Origin of the sequence: Shouchella rhizosphaerae (genome assembly GCF_036700015.1) — a bacterium.
Classification (GTDB): Bacteria; Bacillota; Bacilli; order Bacillales; family Bacillaceae_D; genus Shouchella; species Shouchella rhizosphaerae.
The window spans coordinates 2,841,720-2,860,601 of the sequence record NZ_CP144921.1 but is presented as its reverse complement, the minus strand read 5'-3'; the positions used below and the strand labels follow the sequence as shown (position 1 = coordinate 2,860,601).

11 protein-coding genes are annotated in these 18,882 nt (G+C 39.4%); 2 read left to right on the top strand and 9 right to left on the bottom strand.

Annotated elements, in window-relative coordinates; translation table 11 throughout:
- The first annotated feature begins 106 nt into the window (after positions 1-106).
- Positions 107-1,510 (top strand): Na+/H+ antiporter NhaC family protein, encoded by a 1,404-nt coding sequence (locus V5G21_RS14210; RefSeq protein ID WP_011245793.1) that lies wholly within the window; start codon positions 107-109, stop codon positions 1,508-1,510.
- A gap of 754 nt (positions 1,511-2,264) precedes the next feature.
- On the opposite strand, the gene V5G21_RS14200 is transcribed toward V5G21_RS14210, so the two are convergent.
- From V5G21_RS14200 to V5G21_RS14180, 5 genes are all read right to left on the bottom strand, one after another.
- Positions 2,265-2,699, bottom strand: a complete 435-nt coding sequence (locus V5G21_RS14200) for a VOC family protein (protein ID WP_011245792.1) — start codon at positions 2,697-2,699, stop codon at positions 2,265-2,267.
- A 1,114-nt stretch (positions 2,700-3,813) separates the two neighbouring features.
- On the bottom strand, positions 3,814-4,932 hold the full coding sequence (locus V5G21_RS14195) for an erythromycin esterase family protein (protein WP_338464848.1): 1,119 nt from the start codon (positions 4,930-4,932) through the stop codon (positions 3,814-3,816).
- A gap of 224 nt (positions 4,933-5,156) precedes the next feature.
- The gene (locus V5G21_RS14190) at positions 5,157-8,495 is read right to left on the bottom strand and encodes a DEAD/DEAH box helicase family protein (RefSeq protein WP_338464847.1); all 3,339 of its coding nucleotides are present in this window, start codon (positions 8,493-8,495) and stop codon (positions 5,157-5,159) included.
- Between the two features lie 17 nt (positions 8,496-8,512).
- A complete protein-coding gene (locus V5G21_RS14185; protein WP_338464846.1) occupies positions 8,513-9,667 on the bottom strand; it encodes a restriction endonuclease subunit S in 1,155 nt (384 codons plus the stop codon).
- Positions 9,664-11,121 carry a class I SAM-dependent DNA methyltransferase gene (locus V5G21_RS14180; protein WP_338464845.1) on the bottom strand — a complete coding sequence of 486 codons (1,458 nt, stop codon included), beginning with the start codon at positions 11,119-11,121 and terminating at the stop codon, positions 9,664-9,666. Before V5G21_RS14180 ends, V5G21_RS14185 begins: the two co-directional genes overlap by 4 nt.
- Before the next feature lie 275 nt (positions 11,122-11,396).
- Between V5G21_RS14180 and V5G21_RS14175 the strand changes: the two genes are divergently transcribed.
- A complete protein-coding gene (locus tag V5G21_RS14175) occupies positions 11,397-12,506 on the top strand; it encodes a hypothetical protein (protein WP_338464844.1) in 1,110 nt (369 codons plus the stop codon).
- 209 nt (positions 12,507-12,715) lie between these two features.
- Here V5G21_RS14175 and guaA read toward each other — a convergent pair whose 3' ends face one another.
- The 4 genes from guaA to V5G21_RS14155 all read right to left on the bottom strand — a co-directional run bounded on the left by guaA (position 12,716) and on the right by V5G21_RS14155 (position 18,794).
- Entirely contained in the window at positions 12,716-14,263 is a 1,548-nt protein-coding gene (gene guaA / locus V5G21_RS14170) for a glutamine-hydrolyzing GMP synthase (RefSeq protein WP_011245791.1), read from the bottom strand.
- Positions 14,264-14,462: 199 nt separating this feature from the next.
- Entirely contained in the window at positions 14,463-16,673 is a 2,211-nt protein-coding gene (locus V5G21_RS14165; RefSeq protein WP_338464842.1) for a transglutaminase domain-containing protein, read from the bottom strand.
- Complete coding sequence (locus tag V5G21_RS14160) at positions 16,663-17,838, bottom strand: DUF58 domain-containing protein (protein WP_035204717.1); 1,176 nt, start codon at positions 17,836-17,838, stop codon at positions 16,663-16,665. The genes V5G21_RS14165 and V5G21_RS14160 overlap by 11 nt, the downstream gene beginning before the upstream one ends.
- The gene (locus tag V5G21_RS14155) at positions 17,838-18,794 is read right to left on the bottom strand and encodes an AAA family ATPase (RefSeq protein WP_011245788.1); all 957 of its coding nucleotides are present in this window, start codon (positions 18,792-18,794) and stop codon (positions 17,838-17,840) included. Before V5G21_RS14155 ends, V5G21_RS14160 begins: the two co-directional genes overlap by 1 nt.
- Positions 18,795-18,882 lie beyond the last annotated feature (88 nt).

Below are 18,882 nucleotides of genomic sequence, written 5' to 3'. Positions count from 1 at the left end.
CAAGGTTGTTTTTAAAATAGATTTCTTAGATTTTATGGTACAATTACAAAGTTTGGTACCCTATATAAAGAATCTATTTGTATTTTGTTAATAAGGAGGAGGGACTATGAAGGATTCAAAACTTAACATGTATGGAGGCGCTATCGGCGGCAGCTTCCCTTTATTGATTTTTATTGTTGGCATGATTATTCTCACTTTTTCGGGAAATGGGGGAATGACTTCATTTTGGGCAATAGGCTGGTTAGCTTTTTTTCTCGGAATCTTCTTGGCAAAAAATAAAAGTGACTACTGTGCTGCACTCATAAGGGGTGTTGCTAACAGCAACGGCGCTGTGGTTATCACATTATATTTGTTTGCAGGAGTTTTTGGGCAAATCTTGACAGCTGGAGGCCTGATTGAAGGGTTGCTCTGGGTGGGATTGGAAGTAAACGTACAGCAAAATTATTTTGCGTTGTTAGCCCTTTTATGTACGATGTTTTTTTCCTTAGCTACTGGTTCCTCGGTTAGTACAGCAGCAGCTCTTACACCTGTACTTTATCCTGCTGGTATTTTATTAGGAGCAGACCCTGTCATGTTAGCAGTAGGGATTTTAGCCGGTGCTGGTTTTGGAGATAACGTCTCCCCTCATTCGGATACGACTATTGCCTCTGCTGCCACACAAAATGCTAGTATTAGAGAAGTTGTTTTAGCTCGTATGCCAATGGTTATTATTGCCGCGCTAGTTTCCATGCTTATCATATTCTTGACAGGTGGAGGCGGCGAAGTAGTAAGTGCACAACAAATGGGAGTGGATGTAGACCCATCTGGGCTTCTTATGTTTATTAGTGTTTTAGTGCTTATTACAGCAGTATTCCTTAACAGGCATATGATTGAAGCATTTGTGTGGGGAATTGTATCTGCTGCTTTATTAGGCATTCTAAATGGCTCAATTGTATTATCCGATTTCTTCCACATCCCAAAAGAAAGCGGTGTCTCATCTGGACTTATTGAAGATGGGATCTTAAGTATTAGCAATACGATGATTTTTGTGTTGATTATCTTAGCTATCACTCAAATTATGGTAGAATCAGGGGCGATTGACCGCATTTTGGACTTTGTTACTAAAAAGGTTGCAAAAGGGGTACGTTCTGCAGAATTATCTATCATTTTTGTTACGACGCTTATTTCTACACCTATTTCGCATAATACAGTTGCAGCGTTACTTGTTGGACCAGGATTTGTTAGAAAAATTGGCGATAGGTTTAATCTGTCACCGTCCCGAAAAGCCATCCTGATGGATTGTTCTGTCACAACCCTTTATTTCACGATTCCGTGGCATAGCACGATCATCACATGGTACGGACAGCTATCCTTAGCGGCTAATAAATGGGGAATTCCATTGCCAAATATTTTAACTTCATTCCTTAATCCGTACGCCTGGTCTCTTTTTATCATCATTGTTATTGCTGCCATTACAGGCTGGAAACGAACTTATGCTACTCAAAAGGATGATGAAAGCACGGCGATATGAGTATGTGCTAAACAGGGTAGCGTTCAGTCGTGCCGTTTTTATTTAAAAAATTGTCAATTCAAGCGCAACAGTTCATGGGTAACCTGCCTCGTGGGCTGTTCGCCATCGTAAGCATTTTCTTAGTTGGCCATTGATAGAATCAATACAAGCAAAATCCGTCCCTTCGGGTAGAACTCTCGCAGAAACCGATTTTCATTCTCGTTACTGCCTCTTGGCCAAGAAGAATAAGGATCCGCAAAATAAAGGAAAGAGTTTGTTTACTCGATGGATGCATAACAAGCAAACTCTTTTCCACGCTCTACGGTGGCTGTTTGAATGGCGTATTTAGGTAAAGAAGTTTTCAGCTTTCAAATGGCTTCCTCCGTAGAGACGGCCATGTCCAGTTCCCAATGGCCAAATGTCTGTCGTTTTCGGATCTCTTTAAGCCGCTGCTTGATTGATGGACTGGACCAACAGTGAGCGCCCACGGGGGCATAGTGTTTTTGGTTTTCCATTGACGACGACGCAGCACAGACGCTGTCCGTTGTAAACGCCCTTGATAGACCCACCACTCTCTCTTTCTTTCTTATTCCTTTGGCTGAATCTTGGTGAGAAACCTATTCGACTCTACTAGTTTATTCATTTGTTACATAACCATCAAGAACTAACATTCGTTTCTGCCTTTATCTTCTCGATACCAAACATCAAAATGAAATGTAAAAAAAATCAAGATTAGGAAACATTCCCTTCACTAATCTCGATTTTTTAAGAAATCCTATTCAAAGTCTTCACTTAGAATGTCTACACGTTCTTCAAAAGATACCTCCCGATGAATTTCATGCAACATCCACACGTAACCATTACTATCAGAAAACATCGCATTGGAGACGCCCATTTTTTCAATTCTTGTGACAGGCTGAATTTCTTTTACATTTGCTGCAATTGCTTTCGCATAGGTTTCTTTAATATCTGGAACCACGATATTAAACCAAAATGATTGTGTGTCACCTTCTTTTGGGGCAAAAAGTTGATATTCATGATTTTCATCAAGCATATGGAAACGTGTACCATAGATATTAAATACTGCTTCGTTATTTCCAACTTTAAAATTTGTCTCCTCCACTACCTCAACATCAAAAATAGCTTTGTACTGCTCCAAAGCAGCTTTACTGTCTTTTACAACAAAATCGAATTCAACTCCATGAAACATTTGACCACTCTCCTATGACTTAGCTTCGCCTTTTACAATTCCTTTAATCATATTCTGCGATAAAATTTATTATATAGCCTGCTTTAAATATTTATTAAATCATATGAAAAAAACATTACATTTGTTTTCAGCATGTTAATCTAATGATTACCATTGACCTTGATATTTTGATTCAATTATTCAGTCCATATAAGAGTAGGTCTTATTTATAACAGAGTCAAGTCGTTTACTTTGTTCGCAATATTGTTCCAGAATATGACTGATTGTGGTATAAGCTTATTTTACTTTCTCCTCCCCTTTAAACAAAGCATATCTACAGGGGTAATTTCACGACTTTTTAAACCATCACGACTTTGTTTTTAACATTATCGGCTGAATAAGACCATTAACCCCTAAAGCACTTTGAAAATAAAACAGACCCCCCCTGCCTAATAAAGAGTGTGCCGTGTTTGCATGGAAATGTGCATTCTCGCTACCAGTGATATCTCATCCCGTATGAGCCGAAGGTGCACCTGAAATTTTCATTCTAACGGAGATCGTCGTGGCCGTATTTTGTATGGAGCGTTCGTTTGTAGTAGCATTGCGACTGCTGCCTCGCCCGTCTTGATTCTCTTCCAGATACGTTTGAATTTCGGCTCGCATAATGGTCTCCAAATTGTCTGTCACGAAGTGAGTAACAAGATATTCAACTAGATCTTTCAATGTACTTTGGGATATAGTAGTCATTGAGAAGGGGGGGGCCTTTCTTGGTGGTTTCGTTACTGCCGAGAATACCCTTCTTTTTTATGCTTAGAAAAAACTCCAAATCTTGCTACATGAACGTTTAATTTGATGGCATTTCATCCTCATTTATAAATTCGTATTCTACTGTGTAGGTGCCTTTGGCGAGTACTTTTAAAGAGTGTTCCTTGATCGATTCTAGTACTGGTGGTAATTGAATAATTTGATTTATGGCCTTCTAATTTCCAATAGGTGGGAAGTATAATCAAATGATGGATTATAAGGATTCCTTCATCAAATTTTTAATTTTTTTCCATTTACTTTAAATTAGACATCAGCAAACTAGATATGAGCTCGTTTTGTCTGAAATATATTTTGAGCATGGGGTTTTAAATTAAGCATTAATATCCTTTGCTGGTGTTACGTGTCTAATGCCGATTACTCCATCGTACTGTTGAGATGGAATAAGTCTGCGTTTATCTACTCCGGATTCGCGTTCAGTTTGTTCATGGTTATACCACTTTTGTGGATCCTTGTTTTTGAAAGACTCAAATATAATATCATGATTACTTTTAGAAAAAAGATGGTTTTCAAGGCTATTTTTTGGATGACTTTTTATTTTATAGGGTTTGCCCCTATTATTTGCAGCACTGCCCTCCTTCATGTAAACCCCCAAATGATAGCTATCGCTGTACCTTTCTGAATAAAATTCACCTAATGATTTTTCACTCAGCCAACCCTGACTTAATGAATTATTTTTTCTAATATGGTAGTTATGCGCCCAAATGATAAACTTCTCTTCAGGCCATTTGTTTACTAAAAAAGAAAGATGCTCGAACATATACTTATCACGATAATAACTATACATATTAAAATTCATTAAACATAGTTCTAACAAGTTCATTCTATTCTCGATAGCTCTTAGCATGAACATGTAGGTAGCCTCATCAATAACGTGATTTAACATAACTTCTTGTTTCATATCTGTTAAAAAGGCATATACACGACCATAGATCAAATCTAGTCTTTTCTTCGTCGATAACATTTTCTTTCTCATAAACGTTCTAGCAGTTATTGTATCCACCGTTTTTTCAGCATCAGAAAAATCATTCGCTAAACCGTGATTATATTTATCTAAAATTGGAAAAATGTAATCATGCAAAGAATGATTTTGGTATTGAATATCGATACCAAAAGCCGTTAACTCCCTATTTTGGATGATTTTAAATAACTCTAATAACTCTTTCGTATGCCACACCTCGGGCAACGAATCCATTAAAAATGATTTAGTGGACAACTGATGTTTATTATGATTGGCAATCGCTATTTCCCCCATACCGCCCTCAAAGACAATCTTATTAAAACCAAACTGTTCATGAAGATATTCAACCATCTTTATTTTTAGTTTTTGTATTTCAGAAACGCCATGCCCATTTTCACCCAGAAAAATGATTTTCTTTTCTTTAAAAACATCGTTATAAAATATTTCCTTATTGAATTGTTGTAGATTCATAAAGTAACTCCTTAACTAGAGTTTTAAAATATCTGTAGTAAAATCAGTCATAGGAAGTCCTCTTTTCTGTGAATTTGGTACTCGCATTCTACTAAAAAGAGGCTTCCTTTTTCCGTCGTTTATTCATTATTTACACAAGATATTTAAAGCTCTCATCACCTATTTAACTCAGCAAAAGACACCTAAACATAGTTTCTTAGGTGCCTCTTTTGTATCTTTTTGATTTATGCCCCGGCAATCTCTTCAGAATTCCGGTTGATCTCATCAATAACGCCCATAACCTTTCGGGCATCGTCGATATTATCCTTAAACAATTCGACAATACTGCCGACTGACTTAAATGGATCTTGTTGCAGTACTTTTTTATCCATTACGCCGTTTTTCACCACATAGTCAATAATCAGCTTGACGAACCTACATTGCTGAATGTTTAATTTCTCATTGGATAGGAATTCTGAAAATGCTTCATTAGCTGCTTTTGGATCTAACCCGACAATTTGCCGAACAAGCTTTGTGATCGGGGTATCGCCGAAGTCCTTTTCATAATCTTCTCTTGTCCCTAATTCATTCCACAGAATGGTTTCTAATGAGTGTAAATCTTGTTCTGTCAGCTTCTTATTGTGTCGAAGCTTATGAATGGCTAATTCATCCCGATGTTCTTGTAAATAGTGATGCACTTTCTTTTTATAATTCTGTAAGTCATTTGTATGGAACAGTGGGCCGCTTTCTTTTACCTCTAGTACTTGGTCTTTGAAGTTGGTGAAGTACATCTTTTGCTTTTCTTTTTCAATAAATTTGACGAGATCCCGGAGCGTTTCACGAACATGCTCTAGTTCAAAGATATCAGCATTTTCCCAGAACTCTTCCGTTAACACTTTATTAATGACAGGCTTTTGCTCAACAACTTGTGGGATGGTTCCTAACTTAGATAATGCTTTAGCAGTCGTTATTACACTACTTATAGGTTTGGTTGCATTTTTCGTTTGTAACTTAGCTAATTCAATCGTGTACATGACCAGATCAAAGCGTTTAGCAAATTCATCCTCATGAAATGGGAGGATAATAGGTGAGATGTACTCTTTGATCTCATTCACATTCATCACGGTTAATGAATTCCAGTTCGCTTTGTTTTTATACTTATGAACAAACTGTAAATGTTGGCGAACTCGGAAATTTTCATCATCCAATGCCTGAATGTCTGCAAAAACCTCATTTATGATTTCATTACGATAGGCTATATACTCTTCTGTCTGATATTCTATACCTTGAAGTTCTTTAATCAGTTCAACCTTTAAATTAAAAAGTTTTTCGGTTAAACTTTCAGTTGCTTTTCCTTCAATCCCTTTTGGATTTTCTCTAAAGAATTCAAAGTTCCCGCAGTAGTCAAAGATGAGAAAATGTGTTTTATTTTGCCCTATTCCTAGCAAATCCGGACACAAGCGCGTTCCACGTCCAATCATTTGCCAAAATTTTGATTTTGACCTCACCTTTTTAAAGAAGACAAGGTTCACTACTTCAGGAATATCGACTCCAGTATCAAGCATGTCTACTGAAACAGCGATTTGTGGCATTTTTTCTTTCGTTGAAAATTCTTCAATTAATGTTTGATAGTGGCTCACACTATAGTCAATTACTTTAGCAAATTCTCCGCCATATTCCGGGAATAAGACATCAAACCGTTCGACTATCTTTACTGCATGTTGGTGGTTTTTAGCAAAGACAATTGTCTTGCCAAGCTTGTCTCCTCCTTCAAAGTGAATACCTTTTTGCATTAAATCCTTGAGAACGGTATCAATTGTATCAGCATTAAAAAGCCATTCATTCAAGGCCCCACTGTCAATATCCTCTCCAAACTCATCCTCAAATGTTTCTTCATATAATTCCTTTTCTTCATCAGATAGATCATCATAATGAATGCCTTCCTCAAGGAATTTCATCTTAGTTTCAATTCCACGAGGTTCAACAAGATATTCATCATTTATAGCTGTTGTTAATTCATATGGATATGTGGGTACACCATTTTCCAAATTAAAGATTTCATACGTATTTTTATCAATTTCATCTTTTGGAGTCGCCGTAAGTCCAAGCAAGATTCCATCAAAATAATCGAATATAGAGCGATACTTTTTATAAATACTACGATGCGATTCATCGATAATGATTAAGTCAAAATGGCCGATTGTAAATAATTTCTTGCCATCTTTTCGTTTGGCTTCATCAATCGCATTCATCATGGTTGGATACGTTGAGAAGACCATCCGACTTTCTTCTGGGTTATCTTTATTATCTAAAAGATTACATAACGATAAGCTCGGTAAAAGGTTGTTAAAGTTTTTCTTTGCTTGAAGGACAAGTGTTTTCCGGTCAGCTAGAAACAAAACGTTTTTAATCCAATTGTGGCGAGAAAGAACATCGACAATGGAAATCGCTGTTCTTGTTTTCCCACTCCCCGTTGCCATAACTAGCAGCATTTTTCGCTGATTTCGTTCCAACGCATCGCAAACAGCTAAGATGGCTTTCTTTTGATAATAACGATTCGTAATGTCTTCGTTAATGTCAACATTTTTTAGTTCACGCTTCATTGTGAGACGGTCTATCACCAGTTTTAAATCAGAAGGATGATAGAAGCCAGATATTCGTCTTGGAGGATAAGGCTTATGCCAAATATACGTTTCAAATCCATTCGTATAAAAAATAACAGGGCGTTGCCCGTGCATTTGTTCAATGCAGTCAGCATATAATTTCGCTTGTTGCTTACCGACATTAGGGTCTTTTGATGTTCGCTTTGCCTCAACGACAGCTAAAGGTTTCCCGTTATCACCTAACAATACATAATCAACAAAACCAATCTCTTGCTCATTTGGCATTCCGGTTATTTGAAATTCCTTTACAATGTTTTTACCAAATTCCCAACCTGCAAGCTTTAAATCAAGATCAATATACTTCTGTCTTGTCTCAAATTCACTGATTTCATCGACTTGGAAATCATACTGATCGGTATTGGCTTCGCGTTTCATTGTATTGACCTTGCGGAGGGCTTCGTTTTCCTTCATCATCTCTTCTAGACGTCGGTCTTTCGAACTTAGCTGCTCATATAAATCTTGTAATTCTTTCGGTCGAACCCGTTTTTCCTCGCCATGCTGCAGCAAGGATTCATCAAATTCTTTGGCTGTATATTCATCCGAATAGCAATAATCAATCCAAGAGACAAACTGATGAAGGTTGTGCAACGAAAGAACCGCTTCGTCACGGCTAACATTTGCATTCGTATGTACAGAGACATTTCCAAGTTTGACGATGTACTTTAACAAAGGGAGTAGATCGCTATCAATCACAGCCAGAAAAGTGGCATCGTGAATCAAACTCGATAAATTGTCCTGGTAAGGCACTTTTAATTCACTGTCCGAACTGTATAGCCATTTGACAGCAAGCTCAAGAGAGCGACGTGACAGAATCGCACACGTCGCAGGACTAACAAGCAGCGCTTTTTCCGCTTCTAAGCAGGCATTGGCAAAGCTTTTATACTGGGTTTTATCTTTAAGAAAGCCAAAGTTTGTCGTCAAGACGATCTCTCCTTTGTTTAAGCGGTAGGAAGTTTTTCCTCGGTGAATAATTCGCCTTTGAAGGCGCGTTGGATGATGGAGTTAAAGTTATGTTCTAATAAGTGTTCACTTTGTTTAAACTTTAACCTTTGTTCTTCTATTTTCATTATGAATTCAGCGAATTTATCTTGTAATTCTATGGGTGGAGCAATTATTTCTAAACGTAGCAGCTTCTTTTTTGATATATTAGGCATTGATCCAGAACTTCCTTCAGCTAACGAGGTTATTTTTTTTCTGAAAAGTTCATTATTTAGCAATCTCCACAAAAATATTCTATCGATCTCCTCTTTTGAGTTAAAAACCAATCGATATATTGTATCCGGTATCATTAAAAATTTTGGTGTTTTAAAAACATATACACATGCTCCAATCAATTCTCTTGTATTTTTTCTAGTTATAAGGATATCCCCTTGTTTAACCTCTAACTGTGCTTTAAATATAGAACTATCCGGCAATGCTTTATTTTCTGAAGGGATATAGATCCCTTTTGTCACCGCACTAAGTTTTAATACTCCTTTTTCATCATTATTAGCCGGAAAAGCATTACACTTCGGACTCCAGCCACTATCAATTCTTTCTAAAAAGTAGCCTAAGGGTTTAACACTCCACTTTTTCTCATTCAGCAAGGGATCCCCAAACATCTCCAAAAACACACTTTGCGTTAATTGGTCTAATGCTTCAATTTGGGCTTTGCGTTTTTTTACAAGTGATGTTGCTAAGTCCAGTATACTAACAATTCTCTTTTGTTCATATAAACTTCGTAGCGGTATTTTTGCCTCAGTTAAGTGCCCAAGCTTTATATATTTAATTACTCCCCCAATAGCCAACTCTCTCAACCTTGCAACATAAAATTCTAAAAAGTAATATAAATATCTAACATTAAGTTTTGTAGTATCTAGAGATTCAATGATATACGTACGTTGATAAGCATCAAATTTCCCCTTATAATGCTTAACATTTAAATCACCATTCCCTGCTACTAAAACGCACTCGCAGTCATATGAATAACTATCAATTCTTAAAGTATCTTTAGAACAAGTGAAAAAAGGATATAAACCATTAGGGTTATTAGCATTAGCATCTAATTTTCCTGTTTTTATTTTTGTCGTTGAACCTAACGAGATAAAATTCACTTTAATAACCCCTCCAATTCATCTAAGCTTTCCATAATTCCTTGTTCCATTTTTTTTATATTATTAATAATTTCTTTTGGTGCTTCATACTCCACGTCTTCATACTCAATCTCTTTATACTTATTAATCGACAGGTCATAGTCATTTTCACGCAACTCATCTACGGGTACAAAGAAAGACTGTTCTGTACGTTTTCTTTCTTTTTCGGCCTCGATATTATTAAATCTCGCAATGATGTCAGGGATATCATTTTGTTCGATCGGGCTTCGTTTATCGTCAAGGGAATACCCATCAGCTTTCATGTCATAGTACCAGACATTGTCTGTACCACCAGCACCTGTTTTCGTAAAAATCATGATCGCAGTCGACACTCCAGCGTATGGCTTGAATACACCGCTTGGCATCGAAATAATCGCTTCTAGTTTATGAGATTCGATAATTTCCTTTCGAATTTGCTTATGTGCTTTGGAGCTTCCAAATAGGACACCATCTGGCACAATAACAGCGGCACGTCCTCCCGCTTTCAAAATGCGGATGAAGAGAGCTAGAAATAGCAATTCGGTTTTCTTCGTTTTCGTTAGCTTTAATAATTCGTTTGAAACTCCTTCTTCATCTAGCGAGCCTTTAAATGGGGGATTCGCAAGGACTAGCGTGTATTGTTCTTTATCTTTGTTTACTTCTGCCAGTGAATCACGGTAATCAATGTTCGGGTTCTCAATCCCGTGAAGCATCATATTCATGGCCCCGATACGCAACATGGTTCTGTCCATATCATTTCCGTAAAACATCGTGTTGTTAAAATGCTCTTTTAAGCCTTGAACTAAAAATAAATCATTATGGTGTTTGCGCAAGTATTCGGCAGCAGATACAAGGAAACCTGCGGATCCCATCGCCGGATCAATAATGATATCTTCAGGAGTAGGTTTCACAAGTTCCACTATCATATCAATAATATGCCTTGGCGTACGGAACTGGCCGTTTGTTCCTGAAGTGGCTACTTTTGATAGTAAGTACTCATATAAGTCCCCTTTGGTATCACGATCTTTCATTGGAATGTTATCGATCCCATCTACAATTTTAGACAGCATGTTGGGGGTAGGGATCATAAACATTGCATCGTTCATATATTTGGAGTAAGCGGAATCTGTCTTGCCATGTAAGCTTTTGATAAAAGGAAATACTTCCTTCGATACGACTTCATACATTTCTTCGGCAGACCCAAGCTGTTTAAACTGGCTCCAACGTAAATTCTGCTTGTCTTTAGGAAATAAGCCTTGGTGCTCCATCCCCAAGAACTCCGCTTCTCGCTCTTTCGTTGTTTCTATTTCATCCAGTCCTTTTATAAATAACAAATATGTAAATTGTTCAATAACCGTAAGGGGGTTTGTTATACCGCCTGTCCAAAACGTTTCCCAAATTTTATCAACTTTATTTCTTATTTCACCTGTTAGCAAGTTATTACCTCCTTGAAATTACAATTTTTATTATACCTCTTTTTATCTATAAGGAAAACAATCGACTCTCATACCGGACTTAACTCCGACTCCTACCTATGATTTAAAATAAACGAGCTAGAACACAGACCAGCGGGCACAATTTTTTTAAAATCACTAAGCTGGAATGGGTTCGGCTTTTTTAATATACCTTTTATAATTTCCTCTTGTATATTAGACCAGACGCTATTTAGAAATGGTGATATAATTATACAAAAAAGATTAAGAGGAGATAAATGAATACAAGGGAAATCGCCATATTGCTTTGGGTCTTTATTATTATTATATTAGCAATCTTTTTTGGAAGAAAAAATGGGGTGTTTAAATCATTCTATGGTATTGCGGTTGCTATTAAGGGGCTATTTTTAAACCCAATTTCAATTTTTGTTAACGGTTTTAACTTCCTTATATTAATAATGATTTATACGATAATGATTAAATTTAATTTTAATCTTTCTATTTGGTACATCAAAGATTACCTAATTATTCTTTTCTTTTCAATTTATCCTGTCTTGGAGATTTTGAAAAATACACCTCTAAAAGTTTTATTCACTGAAAAGAAAAAAGAGCTAATTACATTTGCAGCTATACCTTTGTTTATAAGTTCAACTTATACTTCCTCCATCTTTTTAGAAATGATTTTACTATTTGTAATTGCCATTCTTTCTATGTCTATAGTATTTACAGCAAAGGATAAAGAAACGAAGGCACATAATAAGTTTTTCTATACTATGATGGCTATACTCGGTGCGTTTATGATTTTCATGTCCACAAAACAATTAATTTACAATATATATGATATATTGACTTTGGATTTTTGGCTTTCTTTCGGATTAGAGATAATTGTATGGGTAATAAATATACCCGTCATATTTATTGCAAAAATGATGATTAATATTGAAAATAAAATAATTTTTAGTTCACTTGATAACAAGGTTTTCTCTTATTTGAAGTACTACGGAATAATTTTATTCAATAGAGTTAAGTATCGAAAATTTTTTTCACGAGATAATAATATAAAGAATTATATATTAAATGCAAAAGAGATATCAGCTATTGGTGGAAATAGAATATTAATAGATTTAAATGTAGAAAATATTAGTGATCATATTTTATTAGTATTAACGTTCGATGCAATATATGGAAAAAACAATCATACGGGTATCACAAATATGCGTGGGAAATATCCAAATGTGGTAGAAATACGAAACAGTAAGTCTGATGAGATAGGTTTATGGGAAGATCATTTTTTAGATAAAAAATGGAAAAGGAATGATTTACGTTCACTATGTCGAAAACTTTTAATCAATAACATATATAGAATTAATAATGATTCTAGAGGCTGAAATGATAATTCATTCGCCTCTTTACTTCTCGTACCTACTATATGAAAAGTGAAGGATATCTTAAGTAACTATCTATACTGTTCTATGATTCGAAAAAGCACAAAGATCTGTATTTAGCGCTAAAACCAAAGCGTTACAGTTTGCAAAAGCTGTGAATAACCATCGCCCTAAAAACCCTGCAATTACCAGGACTTTTAGGGCTCCTGCAATTACTCCCACTCAATCGTAGAAGGAGGCTTGCTCGTAATGTCGTACACAATCCGGTTGACGTGTTCGACTTCGTTGACGATCCGGGTGGAGATGATTTCAAGCACATCCCATGGAATGCGCGCCCAATCTGACGTCATGCCGTCAATGGAAGTAACGGCGCGGATGCCGACGGTGTAATCGTATGTGCGTGTGTCGCCCATGACGCCAACGCTGCGCATATTCGGCAATGCCGTAAAGTATTGCCAAATTTCGCGGTCAAGCCCGGCTTTTTTGATTTCTTCGCGCAAGATTGCGTCTGATTCACGGACAATTTTTAGCTTCTCATCGGTAATTTCGCCGAGGACGCGAATGCCGAGGCCTGGGCCAGGGAATGGTTGGCGCCATACGATCTCATCTGGAATGCCAAGTTCTGTGCCAAGAGCACGCACTTCGTCTTTAAATAGCGCATTGAGTGGCTCAATTAATTCAAACGCCATGTCTTCTGGCAAGCCGCCAACGTTATGATGCGATTTAATCGTTTGGGCCGTGTCTGTTCCTGACTCAATGATATCAGTGTAGAGTGTTCCTTGAGCGAGGAAGTCCATTTTCTTATCTTTTAGTTTTGCTGATTCTTCATCAAAGACGTAAATAAATTCGTTGCCAATAATTTTCCGTTTTTGTTCTGGATCGGTGACGCCTTTTAATTTAGTCAAGAACCGTTCTGATGCGTCAATTTTGACGACATTCATGTTAAAGCCTTGGGTGAATGTTTCCATGACGCTTTCTGCTTCCCCTTTGCGAAGCAAGCCATGGTCAATGAACATGCATGTCAATTGATCGCCAATTGCTTTATGGATGAGCACCGCTACTACAGAGGAGTCAACGCCACCGCTTAATGCACACAGGACGTGGCGGTCGCCAACTTGTTCGCGGATTTTCTTGATTTCCTCTTCAATGAAGTTTTCCATTGACCAATCGCCTTTAGCGCCGCAAATGTCAAACGCAAAGTTTTTCAAAAGGTCATTGCCAAATTCGGAATGGCGCACTTCTGGATGAAACTGCACGCCGTACAAGTTGCGGGACTCGTCGCTCATAGCTGCAACTGGGCAAGAAGGATTGGAAGCGTCGACGGTAAAGCCCTCTGGCGGAGCCACAATTTTGTCGCCATGGCTCATCCAGACGGTTTGCTCAATGGGCAAGCCTTTAAAGAGCGGCGATTGGTTTTCGACATTTAGTAACGCTTTTCCGTATTCACGATGGGAAGCCTTGTCGACTTTGCCGCCAAAGTGGTGCGTCATTAATTGGACGCCATAACAAATCCCTAAAATCGGAATGCCTAAATCATAAATGGCAGGGTCGCATTTAGGAGAGCCTTCTACATACGCGCTGTTAGGCCCGCCCGAAAAGATAATGCCGATTGGGTTCATTTCTTTTAATTCATCCGCCGTCAGTTTGTGCGAATGCAGTTCGCTATACACACCGAGGTCGCGGATACGTCTTGTGATCAGTTGATTGTATTGCCCACCAAAGTCAAGGACAACAATCGTTTCATGATTCGTTACTTGCATGCAGCTTCACCCTTTGCTAAAGAAATTCTATATAGGAAAAAATCAATCACTATCGCAAATAAAACGGCTACAAGAGCAATCGCCCCTCGGCATTGCCTTTGCAGCCATATAAATGAATGCTCTCCCATTTGTTTGGGGCTCACGCATTTCTTTATGCAGCTTATACGCCAATAATCATAACAAGCCCACTTGAATGCGGTCAAGTTCTGATTTTGTTCAGGATGTTTTTCCAATTTTCATGAAAGCGGTCCCCGTCAATGTCAGGTTTTTTATTGCTGTATAAATATTGCTCGTAAGCTTCGGTTAGCTCCCGCATTCCAGTAGACTCCAGTTCGCTGTCCACGTCGGTTGCATATTCACGCAATGTTTGCGTTGTTTTTCGCTTGTAGCCATGAAAACCGAGCAACCATAGCAAGCGCTCATAAGAACGGACAAAGGACTCTGTTCGCCCGTCATTTTTGTACATACCGCTTACGTAAGCACGGGCAATTGCTTTGCGGAACAGAAACAAAACCAACGCCGCCACTGCAAGTATCCCTATGGCGGCTCCTAGCCACCAGCTCGGGCCTTCTTTTGTTTGGCCTAACGTTTGTGATGCCTCTGTTTCTTCTTCGTTTTCAGGCTCTTGCACTTCGTCTTCATCCTGCTCTGGCTCTTCTCTTTGTTCAGGCTCGACATCCTCCTCATCGCGGTTTTCGATGTCGATTTCGGGCTGCTGAAAGGAAAAACCTGAAAAACTAGGCGTCGGTTCAAACGGCACCCAGCCGACTTCCGGGAAATATACTTCTACCCAAGAATGGGCATTGCTATTGGCAATTACGTATTCTTGATAGGTTTCATCTTCGCCGACAGTTCCCTGTGCTTCCCCCTCTGTAAACCCTTTGGCCCATCTAGTCGGTATGTCAAGTGTTCGCAGCATAACGGCCATCGCTGTTGAAAAGTTATCGCAATACCCTCTCGCTGTTTCAAACAAAAACTGGTCGACATAGTCTTGGCCTTCTGCGGGAATAGCCACATTTTCTGTTTCGTATTCAAAATTGGGCCCGCTTAAATATTGTTCAATCGCAACGGCCATGTCGTACTGGTTGTCCGCGTCTTTCGTAATGTCTTCGGCCAACTCACCGATACGTTCAGGCAATTCTTCTGGCAATGCTAAATAATCGGCTAGCTCTTCGTCGTTGCTGTAATCAGGTCGGCCAATATTGCGCAAGCCTTCCACATAGTACGTTTGCTCGTAAAATTGAAACTCGTATCGTTGCGGCACCAATTCGCCATTCGCGACTGTGGCCATCGCTGAAACAGGGTCCATTTGCAACGGATAATCTTGTTCGCCGACTAAATCTGTTACCGTTGGCGAGGCAAGCTCTCCTGGGTAAAATAAGTGGCCGAATTGTTGCTCCCCTTCACTATACAATTGCAACTCCGCCTGCTGCGTTTCTACTTCAACGGCATCAGCACGTTTGCTTTCTTGCAACGGCGGGGTCACACTCCGCTCTTCGACTTCTAATGAGTCAGAAAGCTGCCAACCTCTTCCCGTATACTCGTTTTTTGTCTCCCCTTTCCAATATTGGCCGCTTTCTACCCGAGCAATAAAAATAGGCGTGTCATCTTGGACAAAGCCGCCACCAAGACGGCGATCATCCTCACTGTAGCCAATCCGTTGCACAGGTGTGCCTATACCGCTCGGAACAAAGCCAAATACCGATTGGATATAAGGAAGAGGGTCAGGCCACTGCGGCTCAGGTTTTGGCATCGCATAGCCAATCGACGCTGCTAGCATGATAAACACGCCTAGCAAAGCAAATGAGCGGCCAAATGTGCGAAACGATAAAACAGCGTGCGTGCCTTTCTGTTCGCCGCGTTTAAGCAACAGCAGCAGCCCAAACAGAAACAACCCAACGATAAAGGTGCGAACAATCGCCCAGCTCCCGCTATAATCGGTAAATGTGTCAATTATACCAATATAGACGATGCTGATCGCTAAAAAGAGCAATATTCTCCGTGCTTGGACAATCCAGTAAAACAGTAGGTAACTGAGGATGGACAAAAGAATTAAAAATAAAAACGTCCGGTGCATATCGGTAATGTCCGCCAAATTGCCAGCCGTCAGCAAATAGATGTTATAAAAGAGATCATCTAAAAAAGTAAACATCCACATTTGCTCAGTGCTTGATTCTGGAAACAACAGATACAACGCTCCAAGAATGGCAGCAAGGCGAAAAAGCAATGACCAAACAAGGTGGATTTTAAAGAATGTGATCAAGAAAAACACAGCAGAAACGGCGACAAATAGAGCAATCGAATCTGTGTGCGTAATTTCTGAGACAGGATAGAGCCATTCCATCAGTAAAAGAAAACCGAACATGTATAACACAAAATCACGATAAAGTTGCCTTTTTTTATGCATCATCCGCACTTTGCCTCTTGCCCTCCTCAAACTGGGGATGGAAAAGCTGTGCCTTTAACCGCTTAAATTGCTCCTGTTCCCACTCGCCAACTGGAGCAGCAGAAGCAACAAACACAAGCGTTTTACGTTTTTCAAGCTGCCGTACTAAACGAATGGTATTCTCTTCTATTTGCGGCGTTATCAATAGAGTCACCCCTCCTAGTAGCTGAAGATTAGGAGGCAGATGGGCTTGCTTTTTCGTTTTCAATGGCTTCACTTTGGCAAGCAAACGCAAGCCTGATTTCCACGTTCGCTCATTAAGTTGCAGCTGATTCCAACCATTAGGATACGTATGCAAACCAACCTCCGTACGTGCTGACACAAAAGTGGCTGCCAAAGACGCGGCCCAACTCACACTTTCTTCAAACCATTCTTTTTCTAGCTCGGTTTCCACTACGCTCGGCAATAAAAATAACGATATTTCTTCGCTCTGGTCCGTTTCAAACTCTTTTGTGACGAGCCCTCCTACACCTGCCGAGCGCTTCCAATCAATTTGCGCCATGCGATCGCCTGCCACATAGGGGCGTACGCCAGAAACAGCGTGGTCCTCATGATTCTTTTTTAATTGCTTGGCTACATGTGAAACGCCGATTGTTCCTAAGCCATGCTTTACATAGTGATAAGCAGGGTAGACAAGCAACTCCGTCTGAATCGGAATCCTTTTTTTAACGCGGATAAGGCCAAACAAGTCATTTGCTGTTACAACCAGTTTGCCAAATTGTTGTTCCCCTCGTTGCAACGCTTTCGCCTCATACGAAAAGCGCAGCTCTTTTTTTAACGTGAAAAAGAAAATGGCTTCATGCCGCTCTGCCAATATCGAGGCAGGAACGTCGTCACTCGCTTCATAATAAAAAAATGGAAGCAGCCATGGCCTTGAGATCGTGATCTCTACATTAAATTCTTCACCTGCTCTTAGTTCCTGTTTTGATATATGGCGCGTGGCCTTCACTCCAAACAAGGAAAGACAAGAAACAAGACATGAACAAATAAACACAATGACGACGCTATAAAACAAAAACCAACTGACAAAGCCGCCTTGGAACATGCCAAAGACAAAGGTAGCAGCTAGAATAAACAGGACAATCAACCATCGGAAAGCAAAATAAACAAATGGTTTTACTCGTTTCATTAGGTTGCATGCCTTTTCCGCTCTACCGGAACGCGGATTTGTTTTATCAGATCAGCCAGTACTTCATCTGCCGCTTCTTCACGCATGTGGACATCGTGCTGCAATCGAATTCGATGCCCGAGTACATAGGGTGCAACAGCTTTCACATCATCAGGAGCAACAAAATCACGCCCCATTATGAGTGCGTAAGCTTGGCTTGTCCGCATCAGTGCAATGGAAGCGCGGGGGCTTGCGCCTAGTTCAATCTTTCCGCTCGTTCGAGTGGCATGGACGATGTTTACTAAATACTCTTTGACATACTCGTCAATGTAAATGTTTTTGACTTCTTGCTGCAAAGCAGAAATTTCATCAAGTGTGACGACCGCTTCTAGATCCTCAATTGGATGTTTTTGCTCGACACGCCCTAAAAGTTCCAACTCTTCTTCAATCGTCGGGTAGCCTAAGCTAATTCTGACTAAAAACCGGTCCAATTGCGCTTCTGGAAGAGGAAATGTTCCAGAGTATTCAACTGGATTCTGAGTCGCCATGACAAAAAAGGGCGAATGGATGACCATCGTTTCCCCGTCAACAGTGACGTTTCCTTCTTCTAGTGCCTCAAGTAAAGCAGATTGGGTTTTAGGCGACGTACGGTTAATTTCATCAGCAAGCACGACATTCGCCATAACTGGGCCAGGACGAAACTCAAATGCTTGCTTGTTTTGGTTGTAAATCGATACGCCCGTCACATCCGACGGCAGCAAGTCAGGAGTAAACTGGATTCGCTTAAACGAGCCGTTAATTGTTTTCGCCATTGCTTTGACAAAAACGGTTTTGCCAACACCAGGCACATCTTCAAGAAGCACATGCCCCCCTGCAAGCAAGGCGACAAGGCTAAGGCGGATTTCCGCTCGTTTGCCAATCATCACTTTTTCAACATTTTCAATGATCTCATCTATTTTAGCTGTGCTTGTAGTCAACAAATCCTAGGCCCCTCTCCGTTTCTTTTTTTCATTGTACCATTGTCCTGTTCTTTTATCATTACAGAACAAGCGTTAGCTTTCACCG